The sequence below is a fragment of the Paenibacillus sp. NMA1017 genome (genome assembly GCF_058895805.1).
Window position 1 is genome coordinate 18,929 of the sequence record NZ_JBZXYR010000009.1, and the last position, 25,186, is coordinate 44,114.

At 45.4% G+C, this 25,186-nt stretch carries 23 protein-coding genes and 1 pseudogene; 21 read left to right on the top strand and 3 right to left on the bottom strand.

Annotated features, from left to right (window positions below):
* Positions 1–122 precede the first annotated feature (122 nt).
* The 4 genes from AC5ELV_RS19545 to AC5ELV_RS19560 all read left to right on the top strand — a co-directional run bounded on the left by AC5ELV_RS19545 (position 123) and on the right by AC5ELV_RS19560 (position 4,718).
* Complete coding sequence (locus tag AC5ELV_RS19545) at positions 123–1,448, top strand: ABC transporter substrate-binding protein (protein ID WP_493431501.1); 1,326 nt, start codon at positions 123–125, stop codon at positions 1,446–1,448.
* Positions 1,449–1,507: 59 nt separating this feature from the next.
* Positions 1,508–2,392 carry a carbohydrate ABC transporter permease gene (locus AC5ELV_RS19550; protein WP_493431502.1) on the top strand — a complete coding sequence of 295 codons (885 nt, stop codon included), beginning with the start codon at positions 1,508–1,510 and terminating at the stop codon, positions 2,390–2,392.
* Positions 2,392–3,219, top strand: coding sequence for a carbohydrate ABC transporter permease (locus tag AC5ELV_RS19555; protein ID WP_493431503.1), 828 nt, complete (start codon positions 2,392–2,394; stop codon positions 3,217–3,219). The genes AC5ELV_RS19550 and AC5ELV_RS19555 overlap by 1 nt, the downstream gene beginning before the upstream one ends.
* A gap of 83 nt (positions 3,220–3,302) precedes the next feature.
* Positions 3,303–4,718 carry a glycoside hydrolase family 32 protein gene (locus AC5ELV_RS19560; RefSeq protein WP_493431504.1) on the top strand — a complete coding sequence of 472 codons (1,416 nt, stop codon included), beginning with the start codon at positions 3,303–3,305 and terminating at the stop codon, positions 4,716–4,718.
* 76 nt (positions 4,719–4,794) lie between these two features.
* On the opposite strand, the gene AC5ELV_RS19565 is transcribed toward AC5ELV_RS19560, so the two are convergent.
* Positions 4,795–5,982: a macrolide family glycosyltransferase gene (locus AC5ELV_RS19565; RefSeq protein WP_493431505.1), complete on the bottom strand. Its 1,188-nt coding sequence runs from the start codon at positions 5,980–5,982 to the stop codon at positions 4,795–4,797.
* A 200-nt stretch (positions 5,983–6,182) separates the two neighbouring features.
* Here AC5ELV_RS19565 and AC5ELV_RS19570 point away from each other — a divergent pair, with 200 nt between their 5' ends.
* The 9 genes from AC5ELV_RS19570 to AC5ELV_RS19610 all read left to right on the top strand — a co-directional run bounded on the left by AC5ELV_RS19570 (position 6,183) and on the right by AC5ELV_RS19610 (position 14,353).
* Complete coding sequence (locus tag AC5ELV_RS19570) at positions 6,183–6,377, top strand: H-type small acid-soluble spore protein (RefSeq protein WP_493431506.1); 195 nt, start codon at positions 6,183–6,185, stop codon at positions 6,375–6,377.
* A gap of 18 nt (positions 6,378–6,395) precedes the next feature.
* Positions 6,396–6,566, top strand: a complete 171-nt coding sequence (locus tag AC5ELV_RS19575) for a hypothetical protein (protein ID WP_493431507.1) — start codon at positions 6,396–6,398, stop codon at positions 6,564–6,566.
* A 245-nt stretch (positions 6,567–6,811) separates the two neighbouring features.
* Positions 6,812–7,537 (top strand): FadR/GntR family transcriptional regulator, encoded by a 726-nt coding sequence (locus AC5ELV_RS19580; protein ID WP_493431508.1) that lies wholly within the window; start codon positions 6,812–6,814, stop codon positions 7,535–7,537.
* Positions 7,538–7,585: 48 nt separating this feature from the next.
* Positions 7,586–8,770: a M20 metallopeptidase family protein gene (locus tag AC5ELV_RS19585; protein WP_493431509.1), complete on the top strand. Its 1,185-nt coding sequence runs from the start codon at positions 7,586–7,588 to the stop codon at positions 8,768–8,770.
* Positions 8,771–8,838: 68 nt separating this feature from the next.
* Entirely contained in the window at positions 8,839–10,386 is a 1,548-nt protein-coding gene (locus AC5ELV_RS19590; RefSeq protein WP_493431510.1) for an ABC transporter substrate-binding protein, read from the top strand.
* Between the two features lie 85 nt (positions 10,387–10,471).
* Positions 10,472–11,389: an ABC transporter permease gene (locus AC5ELV_RS19595; protein WP_493431511.1), complete on the top strand. Its 918-nt coding sequence runs from the start codon at positions 10,472–10,474 to the stop codon at positions 11,387–11,389.
* A 17-nt stretch (positions 11,390–11,406) separates the two neighbouring features.
* Positions 11,407–12,339 carry an ABC transporter permease gene (locus AC5ELV_RS19600; RefSeq protein WP_493431512.1) on the top strand — a complete coding sequence of 311 codons (933 nt, stop codon included), beginning with the start codon at positions 11,407–11,409 and terminating at the stop codon, positions 12,337–12,339.
* Between the two features lie 23 nt (positions 12,340–12,362).
* Entirely contained in the window at positions 12,363–13,340 is a 978-nt protein-coding gene (locus tag AC5ELV_RS19605; protein WP_493431513.1) for an ABC transporter ATP-binding protein, read from the top strand.
* The gene (locus AC5ELV_RS19610; protein ID WP_493431514.1) at positions 13,337–14,353 is read left to right on the top strand and encodes an ABC transporter ATP-binding protein; all 1,017 of its coding nucleotides are present in this window, start codon (positions 13,337–13,339) and stop codon (positions 14,351–14,353) included. The genes AC5ELV_RS19605 and AC5ELV_RS19610 overlap by 4 nt, the downstream gene beginning before the upstream one ends.
* A gap of 44 nt (positions 14,354–14,397) precedes the next feature.
* On the opposite strand, the gene AC5ELV_RS19615 is transcribed toward AC5ELV_RS19610, so the two are convergent.
* Positions 14,398–14,574 carry a hypothetical protein gene (locus AC5ELV_RS19615; protein WP_493431515.1) on the bottom strand — a complete coding sequence of 59 codons (177 nt, stop codon included), beginning with the start codon at positions 14,572–14,574 and terminating at the stop codon, positions 14,398–14,400.
* A gap of 223 nt (positions 14,575–14,797) precedes the next feature.
* On the opposite strand from AC5ELV_RS19615, the gene AC5ELV_RS19620 reads away from it, so the two are divergent.
* The 7 genes and pseudogenes from AC5ELV_RS19620 to AC5ELV_RS19650 all read left to right on the top strand — a co-directional run bounded on the left by AC5ELV_RS19620 (position 14,798) and on the right by AC5ELV_RS19650 (position 20,523).
* Positions 14,798–14,941: a hypothetical protein gene (locus AC5ELV_RS19620; protein ID WP_493431516.1), complete on the top strand. Its 144-nt coding sequence runs from the start codon at positions 14,798–14,800 to the stop codon at positions 14,939–14,941.
* 740 nt (positions 14,942–15,681) lie between these two features.
* Positions 15,682–16,410 carry an alpha/beta hydrolase family protein gene (locus AC5ELV_RS19625; RefSeq protein WP_493431640.1) on the top strand — a complete coding sequence of 243 codons (729 nt, stop codon included), beginning with the start codon at positions 15,682–15,684 and terminating at the stop codon, positions 16,408–16,410.
* Entirely contained in the window at positions 16,403–16,870 is a 468-nt protein-coding gene (locus tag AC5ELV_RS19630) for a hypothetical protein (RefSeq protein WP_493431517.1), read from the top strand. Before AC5ELV_RS19625 ends, AC5ELV_RS19630 begins: the two co-directional genes overlap by 8 nt.
* A gap of 184 nt (positions 16,871–17,054) precedes the next feature.
* Positions 17,055–18,229, top strand: a pseudogene (locus AC5ELV_RS19635) (sensor histidine kinase).
* The gene (locus AC5ELV_RS19640; RefSeq protein WP_493431518.1) at positions 18,226–18,876 is read left to right on the top strand and encodes a response regulator; all 651 of its coding nucleotides are present in this window, start codon (positions 18,226–18,228) and stop codon (positions 18,874–18,876) included. Before AC5ELV_RS19635 ends, AC5ELV_RS19640 begins: the two are co-directional and overlap by 4 nt.
* 161 nt (positions 18,877–19,037) lie before the next feature.
* Positions 19,038–19,499 carry a MarR family winged helix-turn-helix transcriptional regulator gene (locus AC5ELV_RS19645; RefSeq protein WP_493431519.1) on the top strand — a complete coding sequence of 154 codons (462 nt, stop codon included), beginning with the start codon at positions 19,038–19,040 and terminating at the stop codon, positions 19,497–19,499.
* On the top strand, positions 19,486–20,523 hold the full coding sequence (locus AC5ELV_RS19650) for a threonine aldolase family protein (protein ID WP_493431520.1): 1,038 nt from the start codon (positions 19,486–19,488) through the stop codon (positions 20,521–20,523). Before AC5ELV_RS19645 ends, AC5ELV_RS19650 begins: the two co-directional genes overlap by 14 nt.
* A 222-nt stretch (positions 20,524–20,745) precedes the next feature.
* Here the strand turns inward: AC5ELV_RS19650 and AC5ELV_RS19655 are convergent, their stop codons facing one another.
* Complete coding sequence (locus AC5ELV_RS19655) at positions 20,746–21,585, bottom strand: helix-turn-helix transcriptional regulator (protein ID WP_029519347.1); 840 nt, start codon at positions 21,583–21,585, stop codon at positions 20,746–20,748.
* Positions 21,586–21,773: 188 nt separating this feature from the next.
* Between AC5ELV_RS19655 and AC5ELV_RS19660 the strand changes: the two genes are divergently transcribed.
* On the top strand, positions 21,774–25,082 hold the full coding sequence (locus AC5ELV_RS19660; RefSeq protein WP_493431521.1) for a pectinesterase family protein: 3,309 nt from the start codon (positions 21,774–21,776) through the stop codon (positions 25,080–25,082).
* The last annotated feature ends 104 nt before the right edge of the window (positions 25,083–25,186 follow it).

Below are 25,186 nucleotides of genomic sequence, written 5' to 3' on the forward strand. Positions count from 1 at the left end.
GTACATATTAAAGGTTTAGTATGTCAAACGATTGACACAAGTTAATCCTTTGACATATAATCCGTTTGTAAGCGTTTTATTTAAGTGTTCAGAGCCATTATATAAATAAGGGGATGACAACAATGAGGAAATTCAAAAGAGTTCAATGGATGGTAATGCTGCTTCTTTTAGTTATGGTGGTGTCTGCATGCGGTGGCTCCGGAGGAGAAGGTAATTCGGCTTCTGGAGGGGAATCAGGGGATTCGAAAAATGTGAAAATTACGCTTTTGAACTCCAAAGGCGAAATCCTTCCACAGCTGGAGGAAGCCGCCAAGGCGTTCCAGAAAGACAATCCGGGCATTACTGTTGAAATCCAGCCGGTTCCGACTGGTGGATCTCCTTTTGAGCGTGCCTCCGCATTGTATGCATCAGGAAACCCGCCGACCATGATCATGCTAGATACAGGTGATGTGGAGAAATTCAAGGACCGTATCCTCGATCTGAGCGGAGAAAAGTGGAATAAGGACACTGTTGAAAACGCTACCACAGCTACGACGGTTGACGGCAAAAATTACGCGTTCCCACTGGCTGTTGAAGGCTACGGATTCATTTACAACAAAGCCGTTGTAGATAAAGCGGTAGGTGGAAGCTTTGATCCCACCACAATTAAAACCCGAAATGACCTTGAAAAGCTGTTTCAGCAAATCGAGGCATCTGGTAAGAAAGCATTGGTGATTTCACCAATGGACTGGTCTCTGGGCGCTCATTATTTGCCTCTTGCTTATGCAGGCCAGAACAAAGACATGGCTGAAGTGGACAAATTCATGGCGTCACTGAAAGCAGGCCAGGCTAGCTTGGCTAATAATCCTGTATTTAACGGACTTATGGATACATTCGACCTCATGATGAAATACAATATCGATCAGGCTTCTCCGCTAGCAGGAGCTTATGAACGCGGACCGGAGCTGCTCGGCAAAGGTGAAGTTGGCATTTGGTTCATGGGCAACTGGGCATGGCCGCAAATCAACAGTTTTGATACCGCTAACAAAGAATATGGTTTCTTGCCTGTACCCATCAGTAACAATGCCGATGACTACGGCAATCAGGAAATTTCATCAGCTGTATCCAAGCGCATTGTTATTGACAAGGAGAAGACTACTCCAGAACAGCAAGATGCGGCGAAGAAGTTCCTGAACTGGATCGTATATGATGAGAATGGCCAGGATTTCCTCGTGAACCAAGCGAACATTATCCCGGCGTTCAAAAATATTACACTGCCTGCGGCCGACCCGCTTGGCAAGTCCATCCAGGATTATATCGCAAAAGGCAAGTCAGAGCAGTCGATGAGCATGCTGCCTGCCGACCACTGGTCCAAGACAGGATCTTCCATGCAGAAGTATCTGGCGAAACAGGGAGATCGCGCAACACTGGTTAAAGAAATCGAAAACTACTGGAAAACCGTTAAATAAGGTTGTTTTCAAATTACCTGGAATAGAGAGAGAAACCCGGAACAAAGGGAGGGATCATCATGATTACGGAAAAAGGAGTATGGAACCGGCTGCGGACGCGGCTGCTGTTTACCGGCCCAACCTTGTTTGCCTTCATAACGGTAATGATTATTCCATTTTTGTATGGTATCTATCTGACGTTCACAAACTGGGATGGTATTTCCACCACACTATCGCTGGTTGGCATCCAAAACTATCTGTCTGTTTTTAGAGATATTGAGTTTTGGAAATCGTTCGGCTTGACGCTCAAGTATGTGTTTTATACCGTTGTTCTTATCAATGCGATCGCTTTTATGCTGGCTTATGTGCTGACTAAAGGGTTAAAAGGACAGAGTATTTTCCGGGCGGGATTTTTCCTGCCCAACCTTGTCGGGGGCATTGTACTTGGTTTTATCTGGCAGTTTATATTCAACAACGTGCTTGTCTATTTGGGACAACATGCCAGCATACAGTCGCTCAGCACGACTTGGCTGGCTGATCCCGACAAAGCGTTCTGGGCACTCGTGATTGTAACCGTGTGGCAGAACGCGGGTTACATGATGGTCATTTACATCGCGGGATTGACGGGTGTGCCGAATGATATTATGGAGGCCGCAAGCATTGATGGGGCAAACAGTTGGACCAGACTACGGAAAATGGTGCTGCCCTTGATGGTTCCTTCTTTCATCGTATGTATATTTTTGTCCCTGCAGCGCGGATTTATGGTCTATGACGTGAACCTTGCGCTCACGAAAGGTGGGCCGTTCAGCAGTACTCAAATGGTGTCGATGCATGTGTATGAAAAGGCATTCCTTTCCCGTGATTATGGTGTGGGGCAAGCAGAAGCATTCGTGTTGTTCCTGATGGTTGCTCTCATCACTCTGCTTCAGGTTTATTTTAGCAAGAAGTTGGAGGTGGAGGCGTAATGACAAGAAAAAGAGTTGCTTCCTCCGTGATCAAATTCATTGTGCTGACAGTCATACTCATATTGTTCATCGTACCGTTCGTCTTTCTGCTGATCAATTCGTTCAAGGAAAACATGGCCATCACCTCAAATCCGTTATCGCTTCCAGAGAGCTTCAGTATGGTCAATTATATGAATGCATTTGATAAAATGAATTACATCGCTGCCTTCACCAACTCATTGGTCATAACGGTGTTAAGCGTTCTGTTTATATCACTGTTTGCGGCGATGACAGCTCATTATTTTGTCAGAAACAACACCAAGTTCAACCAGTATACATTTATGCTGATGGTTGCATCCATGATCATTCCATTCCAGGCTATCATGATTCCATTGGTTAAAATCTACGGCTCACTTGATCTGCTGAACAGTAAGTGGTCGCTGATTTACATGTATATCGGTTTTGGCAGCTCGCTGGCCGTCTTCATTTATCATGGTTTCGTAAAGAGTATTCCAAAAGAACTGGAGGAAGCGGCGCTAATTGACGGCTGCACGCGGATTCAAACATTCTTCCGGATCGTGTTTCCGGTACTGATGCCCACGACTGCCACCATTTCTATTCTCAATGTGCTGTGGATCTGGAATGATTTTCTGTTGCCTTCCCTCATCCTGGTCGATCCAGAGCAAAGGACACTTCCGTTGTCAACGTACAACTTTTATGGAACCTATACAGTGGATTATGGTCCATTGATGGCAAGTTTGGTACTGACGATATTTCCGATCATTATCATCTATCTGTTCGCCCAGAAGTATATTATTCAGGGTGTTATGCAAGGTTCGATTAAATAATTGTAGGAGTAGGATGCCTTATCAAACAGACTAGAACGTATACGAGAGAGCGTGCAGATCAATTTATTTCCCAATCGAAGCATATGCTTCGGCCGGATTATCGGCTGAATTACCATTTAATGGCTGAATTTGGCTGGATGAATGATCCGAACGGCTTCATTCAATATAACGGGCAGTATCACTTGTTCTATCAACATTATCCGTATAAATCGGTATGGGGACCGATGCACTGGGGACATGCAGTCAGCCGCGATCTTATGAAGTGGGATTATCTGCCGGTCGCTTTGGCACCGGACGGTGAGTTCGACCAGGATGGCTGCTTCTCCGGCAGCGCGATTGAGCAGGACGGGAAGCTTGTCCTGATGTATACCGGACATGTTGTAACCGGGCCTGACAAAGATCAGGATTACAAGCAGTCGCAGGGCATTGCAGTATCAGAAGACGGAGTAACGTTCGAAAAGTGGGAGGGCAACCCGGTCATCGGTTATGACGCCGTACCGGACACGGTCAGCCGCAAAGATTTCCGTGATCCCAAGGTGTTCAGGCACGAAGATCAATACTACGTCGTGCTTGGATCTAATGATGCCCAAGGGAACGGGCTTGTACTGCTTTACCGATCTAAAGACTTGAGAAACTGGACGTATGTCAATGTGCTGGCTGTGAGTGACGGACGCTTCGGCGATAATTGGGAGTGCCCGGATTTGTTCCCGCTCGGTGATCGGCACGTATTTATGCTGTCTCCGCAGCGCATGCCTGCGCAGGGAGAGGCTTACCGCAATCTGCATTCCACTATGTACGGTATAGGTGATTTCAATTCCGTGAACGGTACATTTACAGCAGAACGGTATGCTCAGGTGGATCACGGATTCGACTTTTATGCCCCACAGTCAACCTTGGATGATAAAGGGCGGCGTATCGTTATCGGATGGATGGATATGTGGGAGTCGGAGATGCCGACCCAGCAGGGGCACCATTGGGCTGGTGCGATGAGTCTTCCGCGGGAAGCGGTGATCGACGGCGCCAGGCTGCTGTTCCGTCCGCTTGAAGAGGTAAAGAATTACCGATGCAATCTGTTCGAGCAGCGGGATATCTTACTGACAGGCGAGCAGATTATGGACACGCGCGGAGATAGCTACGAACTGAAGGTCGTATTTGAGTTCGAGGCTGGGAACACTGATGAATTCGGTTTGAAACTGCGGGTGGGTAGCGAAGAGGAGACTGTACTGTCGTATCGTCCCGATGACGGTCTGTTCCGTTTCAACCGTGAACGTGCTGGTATAGGCCCAGGAGGAGAGAGAAGAGTGCCTTTGGACTTAAACGTGGGCCGTCTGGAGCTTCGGGTTTTTGTTGATAAAAGCTCGGTGGAAATATTCATCGGCGACGGTGAATACGTCCTCACAGGAAGAGTGTATCCGGGAGTGGAATCTACAGGCATTCGAGCGTTCGCGAGCGGAAAGTGTACGATTGCTTCGTTTCAGAAGTGGGATATATCCACATAGAAATGCATGACAAACAGGAACCCGACCATTGATGGTCAGGGCTCCTGTTTTTTTTGTAGAATTGTAATCGTGTGATTTACACAAGCTTATTTTGAAGATAGGCATCAATTTTTGCGAGGGCTTCTTCTGTACCGCCAGATTGCTGGAAGCTATCATTTATTTTTTGTACGCCCTCTTTATACGCCGCGTTCGATATTACCTCATGTACGGCATCTCTTAACGATTGTATATTGATTTGGTCTTTGGTTATTCGATAGCCAGCTTGAAGTTCTGTTAACCGCTGCGCGACCATGGGCTGATCCTTGTCCTGAGGCAGTACAACCAAGGGTACATTAAAGTGAATTCCTTCATTCACACTGTTCATTCCACCATGAGTAATAAATACATCTGAATAACGTAATACCTCCAATTGAGGAACATAGGGCGAGATGATAAAGTGCTCTGGGGCTGGATTGATTTTCGTAAAGTCAGCTTTCTCGCCAGCTGCAATCACGACGATGCCTTCAAAATCGGAAAAAGCTTCAATACAGGTGTTGAAAAAGTCCTCAACATGATCCAAAACCGTTCCCATCGAAATATACAGAACTTTTTTATCTTGTAGTGCATCCAAAGGAAAAGAATGTTCCCCTTTGCGCTCAGGGAAGCTGGGACCAATAAAGAGATTCTCTTCACCAAAGCTGTCAGCGTCTGGTTGGAAATATCGGCTGGTGTATACAACGTTTAGAGCCCCTGTATTGGTCATAAATTGAACTATATCTTTGGGAGCAACACCGAATCTTTCTTTCATGAGATGTAGTGAAGTCGTGGCCTGTTCATCAAATTGAAATGGCTCTTTTCCATTAGAGCGAAAGAGATTGGTAGCCATCCGATTCTGTGAAATCAAAAAAGATGGGGATGAAGCAATACCAGGGATTTTCAAATAGTCTCTAACTAACTCGCCAGCTCCGAATCTATCATAGAATACAAAGTCAAAATCAGTGCTTTCAGACAGTTGCTTAGTGATTGCTAATATGTCCATTGAAGTCTGGATATGAATATTCATAAATGCGTTTAACCCGGCCGGAGTATGGGTATGAATAGAAGCAGTCCTGATCAGATCGGGATGCAGGTGAACCGTTGCTCCAACGGCTTCGAGTCTGTCCTTGTATTTCTCAGTTGTAATGTAATGTACTTGGTCCCCTCGTGCTGCAAAGGCTTGCGTCATCCCGATCGTAGGGTTCACATGTCCTTCTGCCGGAAAGTTAACCATTAAAATGTTTAACATTCATCATTACTCCTTTTCTCTACAATTAAGATTGCAGTTTTCACTGAATCTCTCAATCCATAATAACAATAATATTTATTTTTTCAAATGATATCCTTTCATAATCGTGTAACACATATTGGCATGAAAGGTGTATAACAAATATTTACTTCGTGCATAGTAAGGGGGGAACTCTACTTAGTAAGGGAGGTTTTTTCTAAGTGAACGTTCAAAGAGCGCAAGAAATAGCGTCCTCTTCCATAATGGCGAATGTGTTGTGTGATGGGTTACCCATTTATATTCAGCATGTGAACGAGCAGAGTGAGACGGCACGCATTTATGCACTGAACAACCCGGAAGAGGAACGAGAAGTGCCTTTGTACGCGTTAACAGAACGAGATCAGACCCTTGAATAGAAAGGAGCGACATGAAAAATGAAACCGAACCAACAGAAAGAGATTGAGGCAGATCGTTTGAACTTTCGTGATCAGACGGATGATGTGGTCAGAGAAGTACCGGCCACAACGAATGCCAGCGAAGCCGTTGCAGCAATAACTTCACATATCAATAAGTACGATGTACCGGATGAGTTAGAGGAAAAATAGAGAATGACCAAGCGCACACAGGGTAACCTGCTGCGTGCTTTTTATATGATGCATAATGAGTAACCAAAGATTTAGCAGCTCTGTAAGGGGCTGCTTCTTTTTTGTTTCAAAATCATCATTAATATTACAAAAAAAGTATTGCATATAGGTTTACTAGGTATTATGATAACAACAGATTTATATTTTTTTGTTTTTCACAAAGGTATAAGGTTTAGACCTTAAAGATTTATGATCGGAGTGTTCATATGTTAATCCAAACTCCTCTGCGCTTTGAAAAAGTATCAGCTAAAAAAGTGAGTGATTTTATTAGAGAGCAGTTGGAAGAGGCTATTATTTTAAAGGAATTGCTTAGCGAGGAGCAACTACCGACAGAGCGGGAACTGGCAGAAATATTTAATGCCAGTAGAATTACAGTCCGTGAGGCGTTATCCCAATTGGAATCCAAGGGACTCATTGAGAAGAGAGTAGGTGCCAAGGGAGGGACCTTCGTTCTTCCAGTGACAGCAAACTCTCATAAACGTACCCGGGAAGAAATTGCAAAAGATTGGGAACACATGCTGAAGGTGTTTGAATATCGGATGATTGTGGAGCCGGAGGGTGCTTTTTTAGCGGCTGCGCGGATCACTACGGATGAACTGGAACTGCTTCAGCATTACCTGGAACAGAGCATTGAAGCGGACTGTACCCGAGAATGGTTTCGGGCCTTGGATGTTAAATTCCATCTGGCCATAGCCAAAGCATCCGGTAATCCATTTTGTGAAGATGCTGTTAGGCAGATTCGGACCAAGATTAACCCGGCACTTGATCTCATGCCCTATGATGATCAGATTCGGACGGTGAACTACGATGTCCATACGGAAATACTGAGTGCACTTCGAGCACGGGATGCTGAGAAGTCGCGGGAAATGATGAAGCACCATATCGGACATTCTGCAGATGCCATTTATGCAAGAGTGGTTGCGAAAGGCTAACGATATCATACAGAAAAAGAATACGATTCGAGTGGGGAGGGTGAAAACATGAACATACACGAGCTTTTGGCTTTATCTAGACCACTTCAAGAGCAATTGATCACATGGCGAAGGGATTTTCATCGCCATCCTGAAACGGGTTATGAAGAGATTCGTACATCAGGCATTGTAGCTGAGCACTTGCGTAGTCTCGGGTTGGAGGTGACAACCCAGATAGGGAAAACCGGGGTTGTGGGTCTGTTACGGGGAAAAAGCCCTGGGCCTACCATCGGTCTAAGGGCAGATATGGATGCATTACCGATTCAGGATCAAAAAACGGTTCCCTATTGTTCACAAAATCCAGGAAAAGCCCATTTATGTGGTCATGATGCTCATACCGCCATACTGATGGGAACTGCACAGGTACTTGCTCATTTGGAGCGACCTGAAAGAGGAAATATCAAATTTGTTTTTCAACCGGCTGAAGAAGGTTTGGCAGGGGCCAAGGCTATGATCGATGACGGTGTATTGGAGAATCCCAAAGTGGATGCCATGGCAGGACTCCATATGTTCCCGGGCCTGAAGACAGGAACACTTGGGGTCAGCAAAGGGGTCGCTTTTGCATCGGCAGACAGCTTAACCATTAAGATTCTAGGCAAAGGCGGGCATGCTGCCCGTCCACATGAGGGAATAGACGCGATTGCCGTGTCTGCGCAGGTTATTTCTGCTCTACAAAACATTCCAAGTCGTTTGGTTGATCCCCTTGAAACCATTGTCATTACGATTGGAAAAATTAGTGGCGGTTATATGGGAGCGGCCATTGCACCGGAAGTAGAGATGATCGGTACCGTGCGCACCCTATCTGCGGAACTACGTGACCGGATGCCTGGGTTGATCGAACAGGTGGTCCGTGGGGTATGTGAGTCGTTCGGGGCTGGATATGAGCTGAATTATCAGCATGGCTACCCGGTTGTACAGAACGACCCGGATATGGTCGATCTGATGACGGAAACGAGTGAGCAACTCTTTGGCTCCAAGGAGTGGGATTATATCAAACCGTCAACAGGCGGGGAGGATTTCGCTTTTTATTGTGAGCAGGTACCCGGTGTGTTTTTCCGGCTGGGATGTGGGAGAGGAGATGAAGATACCAGCTATCCATTGCATCATCCCAAGTTTGATTTGGATGAATCGGTACTGCCTCATGGGGTAGCCATGATGTCGGCCATCGCGCTGAATTTTTTAAAAACGAAATAAAATCGGGATTAAGACGCTCAATGCAGCTGTGTGGCAATATACAACCTTTATGGAGTGGAGTGGACAAGATGAATAGACATAAGTGGTTTAGAGGCGGGATTACGTTATTGATTGCTGCGATGATCCTGGCGGGTTGCGGTACCCAATCCACAGGCGGTAGTAAAGACAGCGCAACATCGACCGACAGTAAAGTACTGACAATTGCTAATGCTACGGATATTGAAAGTTTTGATCCACATAACAATAACAATACGGCGAGTGAAGCCGTTCTGGTTAACGTATTTGACTACTTATTGAAAAATGATAGTCAGCAGAAGAAAGTACCTGGACTCGCTACTTCCTGGGAAAAGGTAGATGATGTCACTTGGCGTTTTCATCTACGCGAAGGGGTAACCTTCCATAACGGTGATCCATTCACAGCGGAAGATGTGAAGTACACGATAGAAAGAGTAGCTAGGGATAACACCCTCAAACAAAATTCCTACTTTAAAAATATCAAAGAAGTGAAAGTGGTAGATGAACATACGGCAGACATCATTACCGATGGACCTGATCCGCTGCTGCTGAATCGTTTATCCAAAATGGGAGCTGGCATCTTACCTTCCAAGTATATTGAGAAAAACGGGATAGAGGCATTCCTTAAAAAACCAATAGGTACAGGCCCTTATAAATTCAGTCAATGGATCAAGGATGACCGGGTGGTACTCGTTAAAAACGATAAGTATTACGAAGGTCAGCCCAAATGGGATCAAGTTGTTTTTCGCGCCATTCCAGAAGCCTCCACACGTGTATCTGAACTGCTCGCAGGTTCGATTGACATTGCATCAGGTATCCCTTCCACGGATATAGAACGTATTCAAGGCGAAGAGGCCAAAAAAATTGTCAAGGCTCCGATCCAGCGTGTGCTGCAATTGATTTTACGTCAAAGTCAGGGCAGTGTTACAGCTGACTCCAAAGTGAGAGAAGCGATAGATCTCGCGATTGATAAAAAGGGAATCGTAGACAGCATCGCAGGCGGTGCTGGGATTGTAACCCGTACTTCCGTTACACCAGGTAACTTTGGTGCCGATCCTTCCTTATATGAGAAAACATTATATGATCCGGCTAAAGCCAAGGAATTGCTGAAGCAGGCCGGTTATGCTGGTGAAGGCCCAACATTGACCCTTTCAGTATCCTCAATATACAAAGAGTATGCTGAGGTCGTAGCCGCGATGTTAAATAAAGAAGGATTCAACATTAAATTGGACGTGCTGGAGCCAAGCGCTTTCAGTGAGCGTTACAGCTCCAAATCCTTCAAAGAAATGTTTATGATCGGCATTGGTAATTCCCTATTTGATGCTTCCAACAACTACAATCGCTATCTGGTAGAAGAGGCAAAAGGCGAAACGGATTATAACAATCCGAAGGTAGAGAAGCTGTTGCAGCATGCGCTGACGAATCTGGATACAGCCTCGCGTGAAAAAGAGTATCAGCAAGTGCAACAGATTTTGGCTGAAGATCGTCCAGCCGTATATCTGTTCCAAATGGAAGGGATTTATGGCACCGGTAACGGTGTGAATTTCCAACCGAGAAGCGATGAAATGTTCTATGCAGAGGATATTACACCTGCTAAATAAAGAAGAGAAATGAACGGGCGGGGACCTCAATGAAGGTTCCTGCCCGTCCTTTTAAAAAAAGCCTGCTGGTTATGGAGGTGACAGATTGAAAACGTATATTGCTAAATCACTGCTTCAGGTTATTCCTGTACTGCTGATCGTCTCCCTTATTGTATTCATCCTGGTGAGGGTAACCGGGGACCCTGTGGCCCTTATGTTGCCGGAGACCGCTACAGCTGAGGATCGTGCAGTGTTAACGCAGGCGCTCGGGCTAGATCAGCCCTTATATACGCAATATATTAAATTTATTGGTAGTGCCTTACAAGGAGATTTTGGCACCTCGTTTCGCTATGGTGAATCGGCTTTGCCGTTAGTATTGGAACGGCTGCCTGCCAGTTTTGAATTGGCAGTAGCCGCCATGATTTTTGCGGTCATCATTGCTGTGCCATTGGGCGTCATCTCAGCAGTCAAACGGAATACCTTTACCGATTTAATCATTTCCAGTTTATCTGTAGTCGGAAAGGCCATGCCTAACTTTTGGATGGGGATTATGCTCATTTTATTATTTTCTGTCATGTTAGGAATGCTTCCGGTGTCCGGTCGGGGCGGGATGGATCATTTAATACTTCCGGCCTTTACACTAGGTGTCGGTCTTTCTGCACAGATGACCCGACTCATTCGCTCCAGTATGCTGGACATTTTGAATCAGGATTATATTCGAACAGCCCGAAGTAAAGGGATTCTCGAAATTATAGTTATTGGGAAACACGCTTTCCGCAATGGATTGATTCCGGTCGTTACGATTATGAGCCTGCAATTTACGAGCTTGATCGGCGGTACTCTGATTACAGAGACGGTATTTGCATGGCCGGGTTTGGGACAGTTACTTGTCGTCGCTGTGAATACGCACGACATGGCTATCGTTCAGGCTGCCGTATTTGTGATTGCCTTTATTGTGGTAGTCAGCAATATTTTAACCGATGTCGTTTATCGACTGCTTGATCCAAGGATTAAATACAACTAGAGAGGGGAGGGGGAAGCGTGGCAGGCATTCATGATGTACAAGCCCTTGGTCCAGACCTAAACCTGGATGGCAAAAAGCAGACACAACCGTCCGGTATCGGACGCATATGGAAGCAACTGTTACGAAGTAAAACCGGAACAGTTGGTGCAGTAATCTTACTGCTCGTTTGTTTAACGGCAATATTTGCCCCTATGCTGGCTAGTCACAATCCTGCGGAAATTGACCCGCTTAACCGTCTGAAGCCGCCTATGTGGCTCGATGGTGGATTGCCGGAACATTGGCTGGGTACAGATAACCTAGGACGAGATATGTGGAGTCGTATCGTATATGGAGCGAGAGTTTCGCTTATCGTCGGTATTGGTGCAGTTCTGGTCTCAGGCACCATTGGCGCAATCCTCGGCCTCCTCGCAGGGTTTTATGGTAAATGGGTGGATGCCACCATAATGAGAGTTGCCGACGCCTTTTTGGCTATTCCGGCTATTCTGCTGATGCTGGTCGTCTTGGCCGTGGTAGGGCCTGGCATGACTACGCTCATTTTCGTCATTGGCGTTACGAATTGGGTTTCTTATACGAGAGTTGTCCGGGGCGAGGTATTGAGTATCAAGGAACGAGACTTCGTCAAAGCAGCTAAGGCGATTGGCTCTAAAAATAGTAGGATTCTGTTGAAGCACATTTTACCGAATGTCCTGTCTTCGTTTATCGTCATTTCCGGTATGAATGTAGCAACGACGATTATTATGGAAGCTTCTCTTAGTTTTCTCGGATTAGGGATTACACCGCCGGCAGTGTCCTGGGGTGGCATGCTGAGCGATGGGAGGCAGTATATAGCCACGAGCTGGTGGGTGGCAACGTTTCCCGGTCTGGCGATTACCATCACAGTCCTGGGCGTCATTTTTCTCGGTGACTGGCTTCGCGACGTGTTAGATCCCCATATGAAGGCGAAAGAATAGCAGAAAGCGGGGGGGCGGAAAAGATGACCACGAGATTGCTTGAAGTGAATCATTTGAAAACCTACTTTAAAACGGAGGATGGCATCGTTCCTTCGGTCAACGGTGTCAGCTTCACTGTGAATCCAGGCGAAACAGTAGCTATTGTTGGAGAGTCCGGTTCCGGTAAAAGTGTAACCTCCTTGTCTATTATGGGTTTAGTGGCTGCACCAGGTAAAGTCGTGGGCGGGGAGATTCTGCTTGAAGGACGAGACTTACTCCAATTGTCCAAGGGAGAAATGCGCAAATATCGGGGGAACGAGGTATCCATGATTTTTCAGGAGCCAATGAGTTCGTTGAATCCTGTATTTACGATTGGTAACCAAATCAGTGAGGTCATCCGGCAGCACCAGAAGCTGAGCAAACCCGAAGCACGGCAGAAAAGCATAGAGATGCTGGAAAGGGTAGGTATTCCTGGTGCGTCGAAAGTGGTAGGTTATTTCCCACATCAGTTGTCTGGAGGAATGCGTCAGCGGGTGATGATCGCAATGGCCTTGGCCTGCCAGCCAAAACTGCTCATTGCTGATGAGCCGACGACGGCACTGGATGTAACGATACAGGCTCAAATTTTGAATTTAATCCACAAGCTGAGCAAGGAAGAGAATACAGGCATCATTCTCATTACCCACGATTTAGGTGTCGTCGCGGAAATGGCTGACCGGGTAGTCGTAATGTATGCCGGGGAAGTAGTCGAGGAAGCGGACGTATTTGAATTGTTCGAAAAGCCCGGCCACCCCTATACGATCGGACTGCTAGGATCACTCCCTAAGCTTACAGAACAGAGGGAATGGCTGGATTCGATTCCCGGTACCGTTCCTAATATGATGCAGATGCCAAGTGGTTGTCCATTTCATCCCCGCTGTCCTTATGCCCAGGAACAGTGCACAAGGATTCATCCTGAAATACAGGCCAAGAATCCAGGACACTATGTCAGATGTTTACGGATGGAGGAGATGTCAGTATGAACGAGACAGCACGGAAAACACCGCTTCTCGAAGTGAATGGGCTTAAGAAATATTTTCCGATGAACAAGGGCTGGTTTTCCAAAAAGAGCGGTTATGTACGGGCGGTTGATGATTTGAGCTTTAAGGTGATGCCTGGTGAAACCTTAGGTATTGTAGGTGAATCGGGGTGCGGCAAATCAACAACAGGGCAAATGATTACACAACTGCTAGAACCCACGGCAGGCGAAATTCGTTTTCAAGGGCAAAACCTGTCTGATTTAACGGATGAAGAAGTCCGCAAAGTCAGACGAGATTTACAATTTGTATTTCAAGACCCATATTCCTCTTTAAATCCAAGAATGAAGGTTTTTGATATCGTCGCGGAACCGTTGCAGGTACACGGGATTGCTAGAGGCAAGGAGCTTAAAGCTGAAGTTTTTCGACTGTTGGAAACGGTAGGGTTAGGCGCGCATTTAGCCGATCGGCATCCCCATGAATTCAGTGGCGGGCAGCGGCAGCGGATTGGCATAGCGAGAGCATTGGCTATGAAACCAAAGCTCATTGTTTGTGATGAACCTGTATCCGCGCTGGATGTGTCCATTCAGGCTCAGATTTTGAATTTGTTAAAGGAGCTTCAGCAGCAGTTTCAGCTCACCTACATTTTCATCGCTCATGGGTTGCCCTCCGTCAAGCATATTAGCGATCGCATCGCGGTGATGTACTTGGGCAAAATCGTGGAGCTTGCAGAACGTGATGAGTTGTTTGCAAGACCGCAGCACCCGTATACAAAAGCATTGCTTGAGGCCGTTCCCGTTCCAGATCCGAGGCTGCGTAAAGAGCGGATCACATTGACGGGGGAGATCCCCAATCCCGCCAATCCGCCTTCGGGCTGTACTTTTCACACGCGTTGCCCCTATGCACAAGAGATATGCCGACAGCAGAGTCCATTGCTCGAAGAGCATACTCTAGGGCATGTTGCTGCCTGTCATTTTCCTCTGCATAAGCAGATGACTCACGAAAAGATGAGCTTTTGAAAGTAGGCGTTAACCCAAAAAGGAGGCTACTCATGAATAAACGATCAATTGTACCGGAGGATTTGTACGGATATCAGTGGATCAGTGATCCGGCAATAAGCCCCGATGGAACGATTGCCTACGTCAATAAAGGCATAGACCGCCCAAAGAATGACTACCATACACACATCCGTGTCGTATCCCTTCTTGGTAACGACGATAAGCCGTTGACCAATGGTCATAAGGATTCGGCTCCAGCTTGGTCATCCGACGGATCGCAGCTTGCTTTTTTACGTGCGGCGAATGGAAGCACGCAGCTATGGACGGTTCCAGCTGAAGGTGGAGAGGGACAGCGGCAGACGGAGGTGAAGCGTGGAGTGGGTGCATTCGTCTGGTCACCGGATGGGAAGTATATTGTATTCACAAGTATGGTAAGTATAAACACCGAACGGGAAGCTATGACACTTGATGAATATAGCAAACAAGCTGGTGAGCGAGGGCGTATTGTGGATCGTACCACTCCCAAAGCTGAAGGATCGGGCTGGTGGAACGGTCTATTTAGTCATTTATATGTATTGGAGCTTGAAAACGGCCGGATCACGCCAATAACGTCGGGACCTTGGAATGCATCTTACCCTGTATGGTCCACGGACAGCAAGCGGATTTCCTTCTTGTCCAAACGTGTAGAAGACGAGATGCAGGATGCGGACCTGCTTTCATTTTCGGATGTGTATACGATCGATTGCGACGGCGGTAATCTGGTGAAAGTTACGGATTCCAGTTTGGCGATTAGCCAATTTTCGTATGCCCCAGACGGCAAATCATTGACTCTGATCGCCAGCGATCGCATTTATGGAAGTGGTAGCCAGAATCGACTATACACCGTGCCTGTTACGGGGGGAGCCTCGGAACTATTGTTTCCTGAATTGGATATGCAAATCGGTAACTTCGCCTTAAGCGATATGAAATCATTTGGTCCGTCTCCATCTCCGTTATATGCACCTGCGCGATTGAAGCCGGAAATGTATGTGCTCGGGACGCTGCAGGGTGCTGTTCATATATACCGCATTACAATGGACGGGAATGTTCAAGTGGTGACTGGCGGAAATGATAGAGATATCTATCAGTACACGTTATCTGCTGACGGCCGCTATTTGGTTTTTGCTGCACTTGATGCGGACCGGCCTGGCGAACTGTATCTAATAAATCTGGAGACAGGGGAAGAGAAACGACTTACGCAACATAATGACCATCATATGTCCTCCTTGCAAGTGAGTTCACCAGAGATGTTTTGGTTTGAGGCTTCGGATGGCTTCAAGGTACAAGGGTGGATTTTCAAACCAGCCGGAATGGTTCCGGGGGATCGGGTTCCTTTGATTTTACAAATTCACGGCGGACCCCATGCGATGTATACCGGCACGTATAGCCATGAAATGCAGACGCTTCTGGCACAGGGATATGCCGTGCTCATGACCAATCCGCGCGGCAGCTTCGGTTATGGTCAGGATTTTGCCCAAGCCTGCCGGGGGGACTTCGGGGGAGGAGATTATCGTGATCTGCTGGACGCCTTGGACTTTGCGCTGAATCAGTTTGATTGTATAGATGAAACCAGGCTTGGGGTGGCTGGGGGCAGTTATGGCGGCCTGATGACCAACTGGATCATTTCTCATACGAACCGATTCCGAACTGCCGTTACGCAGCGTTGCATCTCCAACTGGCTCTCTTTCTATGGTTTGAGCGATATTGGTATTTCCTACACGGAGGGAATCGTTGGGGCTAACCCGTGGGAAGATCCTGAGCTACTCTGGTCCAAATCCCCACTGGCGCATGTAAATAACATTGAAACTCCGTTGCTGATTTTACACGGTGAGGAAGACCTGCGCTGCCCTGTTGGACAAGGGGATGAATTATATACGGCGCTGAAGCGATTGGGTAAAATAACACGCCTCATTCGTTATCCCGGGTCCAATCATTCATTGCTAAAGAGCGGTAAGCCGTCCCTTCGTGTGGATAACTTTGAACAAGTGGTGGCTTGGTTCAATTCCTACCTGAGTAAAGGAGTAGACTCCAATGAGTAAAGTGAAATTGTCCATCCCAGTGGCCTTTCTGATCGAGAACTTACGTACGAGTGGTGAACCGAAAGACGTCATCATTGAATGTATCAAAAAACAGGATTTCACTCTTTTGCTCGACAAGGTTAAAGAAAAAACAATGGATTTCAAAGAACGTTGTCAAACGGCAGAAGACATAGGGGACGAGTGGGAAGAAGCGATCATTAGTGGGTATGAATTTAAGTTTTTACACATCAATGGATTGAAAAGGCTGCTTTATTTTCGTTTTGATCGAGCCATAGATCGCGATTATGAGCAGGATGGAATCACGCTAAAAAATCTGTATCTTGATCCTATCGAAATCGATACTTTGCAAGGGCTCATCGGCAGACAGTGGCAGGTGATTGCTGAAGACAATGAAGCAGCAGGTAACGTGCAGACGAGCGTAAGCATTAAACTTTTATACCGAAATGAAGACGATTCTTAAAAAGCAAAAAGTATCTAATGCCCGAACGTACAAATGATGTTGCCCATGTGTACGTTTTTTTCTTGTCGTTTTTTTGTAAAATAATATATAAGTGATTTCTGTTCAAACTAGCTGGACCAGGTCGTCATAGCGGCGTTGTCTCTAATAAGTTGAAAAACTGAATTCAAAATCGTAGGAGGGAATTATGAACGATGAAATTGAAAATAAAGATATTTCAAAAGTATTAACTATAATATGGATTTTTATAATTTATAGTGAGTCTGTCATTCTTCAACATTTGTTCGGGGGTCTAAATCTGCTGCAAAGTGTCTTATTCACTTTAATCATCATATTGCACATCTTCTTGTACTTGCATGCTCATAGAGTTGCAAAACATTTTTCATGGGCTTATTTTGTTGTGCAAGGGGGATTGATCTTTTCAAGTGCATTTCTTCTACCTGACAGTTTTTCGATTGTACTGGTTGGATTAATGCCAATTTTGGTGGGTCAGAGTATAGGTATTTATTACAAGCCGCTTAAGGTCATTCTTGTATTTTTAATCTCCTATGTACTTTTTTGTGTGGCTGTGGTCTGGCATAATGATGGCAAGCAATTTGTGCTGTTCATCCCGCTGTTTTTTCTAATTGCAGTTGTTATAGTAGCTTATGCCATTCTTTTTCTCAAACAAGTCAAAGCACGAATCCGAACGCAAAACGTTCTTAAAGAACTTGAAATCGCGCATCAAAAGGTCGAAGAACTTACACTTGCTAACGAACGACAACGGATGGCCCGCGATCTTCATGACAGGGGCTTGCTGGGCTAATCATGCAACTTGAAGCCATTGATGCCCATCTGACAAAAGGAAGTACGCAAAGAGCTCAGGAGATCGTCCAAAAATCGATGTCACAGGTGCGAAGAACATTGTCTGATTCAAGGCGAGCTATAGACAATCTGCGTTCGAAAACCATCTCGGAAGTTGATTTTGCAGAAGCGGTGGAGGAAGAAATACAGCGATTTACAATGGCTACAAGCATTCATGTAATACGCAACATCAAAATTAAAGCTTCAGTTCCCAGACTGGTGTTCGAACATGGATTGTTTATTATAAGCGAGTGTTTAACCAACGTAGCGAAGCATTCACATGCTAATACCGTATGGATTAATATTTTAGATAACGAAGGCAAGATTGAAATCGAGATTCGCGATGATGGAAAAGGATTTGATACGGATATTATTGCCAAGCAAACAGGGCATTACGGAATAATAGGTATACATGAACGTGTACGGATGCTGGGTGGAAAAATCAATATCAGCAGTACATTTCAAGAAGGTACAACTATAAAAATAGAGGCGCCTCTTACTAAAGGAGACCTATTATGAAGTACAAGATTTTAATCGTCGATGATCATTGGGTAGTTAGAGAAGGATTAAAGCTGGTGCTGGAGACCCATGACAGTTATGAAGTTATTGGTGAAGCCGGAGAAGGTGCAACGGCTCTTAAATTGATCGAAGAACTTCAGCCACACGTCATATTGTTGGATTTATATATGCCGCAAATGAGTGGTTTGGAAACCATGAAAGCCCTCAGAGAAAAACAAAATGAAACGCCCGTCATTATCCTGACGACCTATAACGAAGATGATTTAATGATTAAGGGACTCTCTTTGGGAGCAAAAGGATATTTGTTAAAAGACACCAGCCGAGAAAACTTATTTCGCACTATTGAATCTGCGCTAAGGGGTGAAACGCTGCTTCAGCCAGAAATAACAGCAAGGGTATTCACTGCCACGAATAAGAGAGAAGCTGAGATAGAGTCACACGAAAGAAACTTAGTTCTGACTGATAAGGAAAAGCACATATTAAAGTCTGTTGCACATGGTTTTAAAAGTAAGGAAATTGCGTTTGATATGGGAATTTCCGAGCGTACCGTAAAGGCACATTTAACGAATATTTATAACAAGCTTGGTGTTGATTCCAGATCTGAAGCCGTTGCCGTTTCGTTGGAACGTGGTATTTTACAGCTTTAGAAATAATAATTGAAAATATGTTATTTATTTGCCCGGTCGTACATAAGGTGCTTGTCCCTTTGTACGATTTTTTCTTTTCGATATTGATTATTATTTCATTGACATAGTCCACAAAAATCATTACTATAATTGTTGCAAAAGTCCACTAAATAGGGGGAGTTATGATCAATATAAATGCTAATATCATAGCGGATATGAGGCGTTTTAATCGGTTCTATACGAATATACTGGGTGTTTTAGATAGACATGTGCTGGATAGCGGATATTCCTTTACCGAGGCCCGTGTCATTATAGAGATCGGATTGATCGAGCCATGTATTGCGAACACTCTAGTCGAATCTCTTAAAATTGATCGCAGCTATATGAGTAGGATCATTGCTAAATTTTGCAAAGAGGGCTTTCTTGTTAAGGAAAATTCAACGTTGGATAATAGAACAAATCTGATTCGTTTGACTCCTAAGGGAAAGGCGTTCTACAACCAACTGAATGAAAGGTCTGATGAACAAATTTTAAAATTAGTTCAAGGACTTTCAGAAGAAGAGATAAAAGAATTACATGCTTCTATGTTGTTAATTCAGAAGAAATTGGATAATTTGGAGAGGATACAGAATGATACGATTTGAATGCGACTATACCGAAGGTGCCCATGAGCGCATATTAAAGCGACTTTTGGAGACTAATGATGAACAAACCCCTGGTTATGGTGTGGACGATCATTGTGAAAAAGCCAGAGCATATATTAAAGAAGCATGTGACTCCCCAAATGCGGATGTGCACTTTTTGGTTGGAGGTACACAGACCAATACCACCGTCATTTCTTCTATTCTGCGTCCGCATCAAGGTGTCGTTGCAGCAGTGTCTGGACATATTGCCGTACATGAGACCGGAGCGATTGAAGCTATTGGGCATAAAGTACTTACTTTGCCAAGTGATGATGGGAAAATCCGGGCCGAGCAGGTAAAGGAGTTGTATGACGCTCACTGGAATGATGCCGCTCCTGAGCATAGTGTACAGCCCGGGATGGTTTATATTTCCCAACCTACTGAGAATGGAACGATTTATAGCAAATCAGAGCTGGAAGCATTAAGTAGAGTCTGTCAAGAGTGTGGTTTACCACTGTTTATAGATGGAGCCCGATTAGGCTATGGCTTGATGGCCGAAGATAGCGATGCATCTTTAGCAGATATAGCACAGCTTTGCGATGTGTTTTATATTGGCGGGACAAAAATTGGAGCATTGATGGGAGAAGCCGTAGTCATTCTAAATGATACATTGAAAAAAGATTTCCGATATATGATCAAACAAAAAGGAGGACTGCTGGCTAAGGGAAGAATGTTGGGCATTCAATTCGAAACTTTGTTTGAAGACGGTTTATACGTTGAAATTTCCAAACACGCTATAGATATGGCCATGCTGCTTCAAAACGGATTATCTGAGCAAGGTTTTCCTTTCCAATACCGTTCTACAACCAATCAGCAGTTTCCGATTTTACCAGATCGTATACTAAAGGCATTGAGCGAAAAATATACTTACTCCTTTTGGGAAAAGGTTGATGATGCACATAGTGCAGTTCGATTCTGTACCAGTTGGGCTACGAAGAAAGAAAATGTTGAAATGCTGATTCAGGATATTAAAGCATTGCGATAAAGGTCATAAAAAGAGTGATTTATAATTTTAAAGATGTAGAATGATTATGTAATAGCCATACTTCGTTGCATGCATTGCAGCGAAATATGGTTTTTTTGTGCATTTTACTTATTCCAACGCGGCTTGTCTTTAGTTCCATGAAAGAGCAAGTGGATATAAAAATGGAAAAACAAGACAAGAGCGGAGGTATAAAATCGGTGTCTAATTCTTTACACTGAATATCTACCGAACCTGCTTGCGGTACTGAAGAGGAGAGAGCCCCGTTATTTTTTTGAATATTTTATTAAAGTGGGAAGCATGACCGAACCCGACATCCTCTGCAATATGCTGGATTTTGTCCTTGGTGGTTCGAAGTCTGGTTTGGGCCGCCCTGACCCGCACTACGCGGATGTATTCGCTGAAATGGAAACCAGTCAACTTTAGAAAGATACGGCTTAGGTAAGCTGGACTAATGAAGAAGCAGGCGGCCACTTGTTCGAGAGTTAACGGTTCATTGTAATGATCCTGAATAAAAGAAGAAATTTCCGTGATTTTCTGATGCATGGGATGAGAGGAAACAGGTTCACTACGCTCGATCGCTTCCGATCGATGCACTAGGATAAGCATTTCCAGCAATAAATGCTGTACGCAACGGTCATGAAGAGGCTGCTTATTCCTGCATTCGGTATTCATCTGTAGGAATAAACGTTCAACCTCCACTTGCTCTCTCGCAGGTAAGCGAAGCAATGCGGATTGCTGATACGGCGGCAGGTCAAGAATGTCATGATCCTGCTGTGGGAGAAACGTCGGAGAAAAATGAATCAATATGCGCTCCGTTTCCTGCAATTGTGTGCTGGCGGTAGAGTGCAAGTCATGAGGAAGGATGAATATCAGATCCCCCTTGCGAGCGGTGTATACCTTGCCATTCATAAAATAGATGCGTTCGCCTCGCAGTAAGAGGTACAGCTCATAGTTCTCGTGGACATGAGGCCGGGGCATAACTGTGAAACCGGTACGATAGATGTGATGAATGGAGAATTGTTGTTCGCCAATGACATATTTATCTTCTTTCACTTCATTCATGTGCTTCTTCCTTTACAAATTAAGTTAAGTAAGCGCATTCATATACCAACAGTATATATGACAACCTACCAATGATAAAAGCAGAAAAGATTGATGAAAGGAGGTGAAGGCGCTTCTGAACGTCTCGGATCGTGTTTTTATGAAAATATGCGCTGATGTGGAAGAAAATCTTAGGGAGGAAACAGAATATGAGCAAGCAGCGTACATGGAAAAAGGTGCTATGTAATGTGGTTGTGGGTTCATTGCTGTTGACCTTGTGCCCACCACTAATCCAAGCGGAGACTGCGGTAGGAACAGAGGTCGCAAAGGTGGCAAAAGTGGCGACGGATATTCCAGCGTTTCCGGGGGCTGAGGGTGGCGGTAAATATGTTACCGGTGGACGCGGAGGTGAAGTGTATGAAGTTACCACGCTGGCAGACTACGGCAAAGGGGAACAGATCATACCCGGATCTCTTCGCGCAGCGGTCAGCTCCGATAATCGGACGGTCGTATTCCGGGTGGGTGGAACGATTCATCTCAAGGAGCCGCTTAAAATCTTGGGAAACAACCTGACAGTTGCGGGTCAGACAGCTCCTGGCGACGGTATAACTGTAAGCGATTACACAACAGGGATTGATGCAGATAACGTCATTCTCCGTTACTTGCGTTTCCGATTGACCGACCGTTACCCCAGTGAGGATGATGCGTTAGGAGCCAGATACCATAAAAACATAATGATTGATCACTGTTCCTTTAGCTGGTCGGTGGATGAGGTACTAAGCTTGTATGACAATGTCAATACAACGGTACAATGGTCCATTGCGTCCGAAAGTATGCTGATGACCACACACCAGAAAGGTCGCCACGGCTATGGCGGCATATGGGGCGGACGAAATTCCACCTATCATCATAACTTGTTGGCTCACAATGCAAGCCGTAATCCGCGTTTTCCAACTGATAAAAAACAAATCGACGCTGTGGAAATGACCAATAATGTCATTTATAACTGGGGATTTTTCTCCTCATACGGTGGCGGTGAAGGATCGTATAATGTGCTAAATAACTATTATAAGTATGGCCCCAACACATATCAGGACGTTCGCGGTCAAATCTTTGTGGACGTGGGTAGTAAAAAATATAAAACACGCATCTTTATTGGTGGTAACTATATGTACGGCAATGACTCGGTTACGAAAGACAACTGGCAGCTTGGAACATCCATTGGGTCCATTATTGATCCGTCCACCCGTTTGGCGGAGCCGATTGAAGTTAGAGGGGAATACGACAACGGAATTTCACCGGATGCGTATGGTCCATATCAAGCGACAGATGCACAGACCGCATATACGGAGGTGCTCGCTGGCTCAGGAGCCACGCTGCCAAGAAGAGATGCGGTGGACGCTCGGATTATGAATGATGTGAAGAATGGAACAGGTGCGTTTATTAACTCCCCGCGTGAAGCAGGGTGGATTTACGACGATTATAACGTAACGACGACGGAGCTTTCTGACAGTGACCATGATGGTATGTCAGATGAATGGGAACGTGCCAATGGGCTGGACCCCAATAATGCAGATGACCGTAACAGTCAGGGGCTTGCCGGCACAGGGGCGTATGCTCATTTTGCCAAGGGTTATACGAATCTGGAGGTCTATCTAAATGTTCTTATTGAGAAGCTGTCGAATGGAAATGAGGTGAATAATCCAGAGGCCGCCGTTCAGGTGTCGGATGCAAACGGACGTTCACTAAAGCATAACGATATTTTAGAAGCCGGACGTGATGCGACCATAACTGCAACGGCCAAGGACCAAGATGGCATTGCTCACGTTGAATTTATCATTGATGGTAAACTTGCTGGAAAAGCAGAGAATGCGCCTTATCGAATCGATTGGAACCATGTGACGGACGGCACCCATTACATTATTGCACGGGTGACCGACCGCAAGGGGACTGCTGCATTTTCCAATCCTGTTACCATTCACGTCAATACGACTGCACCATCGGGAAGTTGGCTCAGCGAAGAGATTGGCTCTGAGGGCAACGATGGTTATATAAAAGGGCATACTCAGGTCTTAAAAGAAGATGCAAGCGGCAGCAGTATACGACTGAAGTCAGCGGGAGACGTTGACGGTAAGGCAGATATTTTCCATTATGCTTATCAAAAATGGGAAGGTGACACTGAAATTACAGCCCGTGTGGAACAAATTACCCCGGTGGATGATAATGCCGAGGCGGGTGTAATGATTCGTGAATCGCTGAAGCCTGGATCAAAAATGGCTTTTATGTCTTTAGCATTTGTTAAATATGGAAAACAGGGTATTCTTATCAGTCGTGATCAAACGGAGGGTAAGACAAAACGTGCGTCAATGGAGACTTTTATTGCAACGCCATATTCGGTTCGTCTTGTACGACAAGGACAAAAGGTTACCGGCTGGGTATCCGCAGATGGTGTGACGAACTGGGAGAAGGTTGGTGAAACGGTTATAGATGTGCCGGATCATCAGCCGCTATTGTTCGGGTTGGCTACTGATGCATCCAAACCACAAAACGATGTATGGAATTACAATACGTCGGAATTCAGCCATGTCACCATCCGCAACCTGACAGACTCAGGAGGAACTCGTCCCACTAGTGTGGTGGTAGCGACCTATGGCCCTGCTGACTTTACATCTCTCCAGACAGCTATTGACGCAGTCCCTGACGATCGCAACACAAGGACAGTTATCCATCTCAAAAACGGTACGTATCGTGAAAAAATAAAGGTGAATTCCTCCAAAAGAAATCTGAGCATTATCGGAGAAGATCGCGACAAAACGATCATTTCTTTTGATGATACAGCCAAAACCGTGGTGGATGGAAAAGAATTAGGAACAAGCAACAGCTATACCATGCGTGTGCAAAGTCCCGATTTTGTGTTGGAGAATGTCACGGTTGCCAATACAGAAGGAACCGGGCAGGTGCAGGCTGTAGCATTATATGCCGAAGGCGATCGTGGTAAGTATCACAATGTCAAAATTACCGGCCTACAGGATACGTTGCTTGTGAACCGTGGCAGACAGTATTTCAAGGACAGCTACATCAGTGGCAGTGTAGATTTTATATTTGGCAATGCCCCCGTCGTGTTTGATAATTCGATCATACACAGCCTGCGTGCTGGATATGTGACAGCAGCTTCAACAGAAGAGAACAAGCCGGGCTTTGTATTTATTCAATGTCGTCTGACAACAGAAAATGGCTTAACAGGCAAGGTGGATCTCGGGCGGCCATGGCGCCCTTACGCTCATGTTACTTTTTTGAAGACCTATATGGATGACCATATCAAGCCGGGCGGCTGGAATAATTGGGGCAAGGAATCCAATGAGCAGACCGCAAGATTTGGAGAGTTTGATAACTTTGGACCAGGTGCAGGAAGTAGCGGGCGTGTACCTTGGGCCAAACAGCTTACTGCCGATGAAGCAAGCCAGTACAGCGTTGAAGCTATTCTGAGCGGGACAGATCATTGGGATTGGCGTCTTTAAATTTGATGTTCAGTGGTTAAGCCGGGCAAGCGGGGCAAGCGCTTCTAGCGTTCAGCCTCGCTTATTTTTATAGTTTGAGTAGAGGATACATACTTAATTTTCAG